3 pseudogenes are annotated in these 3,140 nt (G+C 70.2%); all 3 read right to left on the bottom strand.

From position 1 onward, the window contains the following. Nucleotides 1-93, bottom strand: a pseudogene (locus tag ABZ281_RS43800) (c-type cytochrome); the annotation flags it as partial. 8 nt (nt 94-101) lie between these two features. After that, nucleotides 102-1,013 (bottom strand): annotated as a pseudogene (locus tag ABZ281_RS43795) (galactosyldiacylglycerol synthase); the annotation flags it as partial. 627 nt (nt 1,014-1,640) lie between these two features. After that, nucleotides 1,641-2,152: pseudogene (locus ABZ281_RS43790) on the bottom strand (MarR family transcriptional regulator). Between the last annotated feature and the right edge of the window lie 988 nt (nt 2,153-3,140).

The raw sequence follows: 3,140 nt of genomic DNA, 5'->3' as shown, positions 1-3,140 counted from the left end.
CGTCAGTGCGCCGCCCTTGCCGGTGAAGTTGTGGCACTGCGCGCAGTTGGTGCGGAACAGTTCACCGCCCCTGGCGATGTCGGCACCCTCGGGGCGGCGGTCTCCGAGACACCGAGCGCCTCCATCCGTCGCACGCCTTCCGCCCCGTGACCGGGAAGCGGACGATAACTCACCACGGGCAACCCGGAGGCGAGAGCCTGTACGGCGGTCTGCCCGGCGGCGTTGTCGACAAGGGCGCGGGCCGCATGCAGCAGACCGGGCATGTCGGTGACCCAGTCCGGTACGAGAGCTCCCGGGATCCCGGCCATACGGGCCCGCAGGCGCTCGTTCCCCCCGCACAGCACGATCGGGAGCAGACCGGCTGCGATCAGCAGCCGAGCGGTTTCCTCCAGTCCCGAGGCGGCCCCCCACGCACCTGCAGACACCAGGACGGCAGGGCGCCCGGGATCGTGGGCTTCGAAACGCCGCCGCCATGCCGGGGCCCCGGCGGCCGGTGCGAAGAAGTCGGGTGCCACGACCGGACCGGTCGTCTCGACGGGCACCGTGACGCTCCGGCTCACCTCCCGCGCGGCCTCGTCGGTGAGGCACAGGTAGAGGTCGTTGCCGCGATGCAGCCACTGACGGTGGACGGCGAAATCGATCAGGAAGACAGCGCTCGGCGACCGCAAACGCCCCTGGTCTCTGAGGTGACCTGTCAGCTGCGCGGCCAGATGGAAGACGGGAACCACCACGTCGGTTCCCGTCCGTTCGGCCAGCGCCGCCAGACGGCCGCCCGCCAGTCGGGCGAGGGGAAGACCGCTGGGGCGGGGGCGCGTGCCGGGGCGTAGGAATGCCTCGTACAGACCGGCGTACGCCCAGGGGCAGTGCCGCACGGACCCTTGATAGAAGAGGCGCAACCCGGTGCCCAGGCCGCCAGGCAGCAACTCCAGAAGGTCCACGACGTGCGCCTGGTGCCCCTGCTGCCGGGCTCGCCGGGCGAGTTCCCGGGCCACCGTGTCGTGACCCGCTCCCATGCTTGCACTGATGATCAGTATCCGCAGCGAGCCGCCCGCCGTCGCGAAGGGCCGGCGGGGCACCTGAGGTGGTGAGTGCACGGCGTGATGGGTCTCCCCCGTTGCGCTGCTGAAACGCCCATTCCTCGATGTTTCGGCGACCAGGGCCGGAGGAGCGCTGGAGTGCTCGGAGGTGGATTCAGCCACCGGCTTCCGCCCTGAGCACGCCCGGGCCCCCGAGGCATTACCTCAGTCCGAAACCGTCCGCTCCCCGTCACGCACCTCCGGCACACGGCCTCACTGCCGCGGCGGATCGTTGCCACCGTCGTCCTGATGTCACCACGCACAACGCCGGTCCGGCGACAGCCCTGGGCGATGGCACCGCCGCGCACCGGCGCGATCGTGAAACGGTGCACGGGCCTCGCGGCACAGCTCGGCCGAAGGTGCCGGCGACGCGGAGGTCGGCCAGATGGTCAGGCGAGTGATGCCGGACCTGGTGACACCGCCCGCCACGGCGCACGAATACGCGTCCTGTCGCGGCACACGGGTATGGGCGCGCACTGCCGGACCAGGCAGGGCCATGCAGCTACCCTTCCCTCGACTGATGCAGGGAGCGGGTGACCGTGGGCAGCGGCGGGCGAGCGCAGGTCAAGCGTCCCGGCCCGCCGGAAGCTCCACTGCCCAGCCCAGCGGATGTGGTTCGGTGCCGTCGAGCGCCGGTGCCGACGCGAGGGGCTCACCGCCCGCTGTGTTGAAGACGGCCAGAGCCTCTATGCGGGCCGGCCGCTGCGTCGGCGTGAGTCGTTCGACGATCGCAGCGATCTCCGCGCGGCGGCGGGCAGTGACGTCCTCGACCGTGCGCCGCCTCTCGTCCGTGAGCTGCAACAGGGTCTCACGGCGGTTGTCGGGGTTGGGCTGCCGATCCGCGAGCCCGGCCGCGATCCATCGGTCGACCATCCACATCGCGGTGGACAGCGCCACCTGGAGCAGCTCCGCCAGCGCAGCCACCTTGGCCACTCCCGCGTGGACAACACAACGAGCATCCGGAACTGCGGCAGCGTGACCCGCTCCTCGACCTCGGCGAGGGAGCGGGCGGAAACCGCCACCAGCAGTCGGGACACGGTCAGCACCGACCGAGTCACCACGTCCACATCGTCCATCGCGCACATGTACTTTCGCGGTGCCGGCGCGGGGCAGCCTCGAAGCTCCTCGGACAACCCGTCCGTCGTTCACACCGAGGGCGGGGCACAGCAGTAGTGCCACCGGTTCCGACGCGGTACGACGCCAGACCAGCCCGGCAACACGGGTTCGGCCGTAGGCACTGGCCGGTCGGCCGGTCGGGCAGTGGTCGGCGGGCCTCACGGTAGCGGGACCCGGCGCGACGACGTCCACGAAGCCTTCCTCGGCCCGCCACCTGCCTGATCACCTACCGGCGTGAACCGCCTCTGTCAGGACTGTTGGGCTGGTCGAGGGCTTTCACGCCCTGTCTGTTTGCTGCCGCCAGAGGCAGGGGACGTGTAGTGCGACCGTCTCACCGGTCGCCAGGCGGGGCTGTGGGCCTTGGGCACCTCCCAGGATTCCGCACAGGAATGAGGCTCGCGGCCCCGTCAGCCTCGGTTTACCACCAGGCTGAGTGGTCTGCTCCGGCCTCGCCGGCTACGCGCCTTCCTGGCTACGCCGTCCCGGTTGAGCACCGAGCAGCGGTGACGCCCGGGGCGTCTGGGTGACGGAAGGTGCGCAGCAGACCGGGCGGGATCGTCAGGGCGAGGAGCCGTCGTCCCCGCACCCGCGGGAGTAGCTCGGGGCAAATACAGCGGCCGGCATGTGTGTGTCTCCCACAGCGGCGGCTCCATCCACGACCTGCGCGGCTTCAACCTCAACGACCAGACCCGCTCCCTGAAAATCAACCGCAACGACTGCGGCTGACACACCCCCACCAACCGAGCCAAGCACCCGGCTCGTGCACAGCAGTCAGCCCCGCCCGGTAAGCAACACCGGACGGGGCTGATCAGCATGCGCGGTCGTGAAGGACGGTCGCCACCGCGGCGAAAGGTGTCGCCGTTCCGTGAACCGTGACCCCCTATCGGTCGATGAAAAGTGACCCCTTCCGTGATCAAGTGATCAGTCTGGCTCCATGGGAGTCAGGTG

The sequence above is a fragment of the Streptomyces sp. NPDC006265 genome, assembly GCF_040613555.1.
Taxonomy (GTDB): domain Bacteria; phylum Actinomycetota; class Actinomycetes; order Streptomycetales; family Streptomycetaceae; genus Streptomyces.
Note: the sequence above shows the minus strand (reverse complement) of the source record. Positions and strands in the feature narration are given on the sequence as shown.